This window comes from Mesorhizobium sp. LHD-90, assembly GCF_030929505.1.
Taxonomy (GTDB): Bacteria; Pseudomonadota; Alphaproteobacteria; order Rhizobiales; family Rhizobiaceae; genus Kumtagia.
This window is the reverse complement of sequence record NZ_JAVFVV010000058.1, coordinates 1-1,178: the sequence shown is the minus strand read 5'-3', so window position 1 is coordinate 1,178 and position 1,178 is coordinate 1. Positions and strand designations below refer to the sequence as shown.

1 protein-coding gene is annotated in these 1,178 nt (G+C 60.4%); it reads left to right on the top strand.

Features of this window, described 5'->3' with window-relative positions; genetic code table 11:
• Positions 1 to 76 precede the first annotated feature (76 nt).
• The gene (locus RB623_RS30265) at positions 77 to 1,174 is read left to right on the top strand and encodes an IS4 family transposase (protein ID WP_308060989.1); all 1,098 of its coding nucleotides are present in this window, start codon (positions 77 to 79) and stop codon (positions 1,172 to 1,174) included.
• Positions 1,175 to 1,178: the final 4 nt, after the last annotated feature.

The window sequence follows — 1,178 nt, the reverse complement described above, 5'->3', positions numbered from 1 at the left end:
TACACGACAGTGATTAGGCGAGAGGCCGAGAATCAGTTGGAATGAAGGATTCGTCTCGCCAAAGAAGGATCCTTCGATGTCGCTGTCTCCCGACGCTCTCGCCTTGACGTTATCGCGGCATGTTGAGCTGAGCAACGACCGTTGCCAGACGCTTGCGATGCTGATTGTCGGCGTGCTGAATGCGCGCACGGTAAACCTTAGCCATATCGCCAGCCAGGTTGGCGGAGCGGCGCTTGTGGCGTCGAGCTATCGGCGGCTGCAACGCTTTTTCCAATATGTGCGGCTTGACGAGGACTGGCTGGCCAAGGCGGTTGTGACGATGCTGAGGCTTGCACCGCCCTACCGGCTGTGCCTGGACCGCACCAACTGGAAGGTCGGAACCAGGGACATCAACCTTCTGGTGCTGTGCATAACCACACGGCGGGCGCGCATTCCGGTACTGTGGGACATGCTTGATCATGGCGGCCCCTCCACCATGGCGCAGCGCCAGGCGCTGCTTTCACGCTTCATCGCCTTGTTCGGCGCAGATTCGATCGAGGTGCTGCTCGCCGACCGCGAGTTCATCGGCAACCAATGGATTGAATTCCTTGTCGAAAAACACATCCCTTTCGTCATCCGCGCGCCCGAGAGGCTGATCGTGGCGCTCGACGACGGCCGTTGCATGTCGCTGGCTTCGCTGACCAGACACAGATATCTGGGCCGCCTGGAGACGCTTCAGGGCCGCTTCGAGGGCATGGACGAGCGCTTCGCCGGCACGCTGCGCTTCGCCGCCAAGCGCCGCCGCGGCACGCTGATCGTAGTCGTCACCAATGGCGGCTCCAAGACCGCGCTCAACAGCTACAGAAAACGATGGCAGATCGAGTGCCTGTTCGCCCACACCAAGACACGCGGCTTCAACATGGAAGACACAAGACTCACCCGGCCCGAAAAACTCTCCCTGCTCATCGCCGTCGTCACGCTGGCCGTCGCCTGGGCGCAAGCCTGCGCCAACACCATCAAACCGAACGGCGATATCCCGCGCGCAAAGCACGGATTTCGCCGAAAGTCATGGTTCAGGATCGGATTCGACACCCTGCGCAACTGGCTTCAAACCGACCCACCCCGCGCAACACAAGCCTGGGACACGATCTGGAAACGACTGCCCAAAAAACTCAAACCAAACAGAGTCGTGTAGTGTG

Excerpts from the sequence above, each read along its gene's own strand:
- RB623_RS30265 (WP_308060989.1), top strand. The coding sequence starts at position 77 with ATGTCGCTGTCTCCCGACGCTCTCGCCTTGACGTTATCGCGGCATGTT.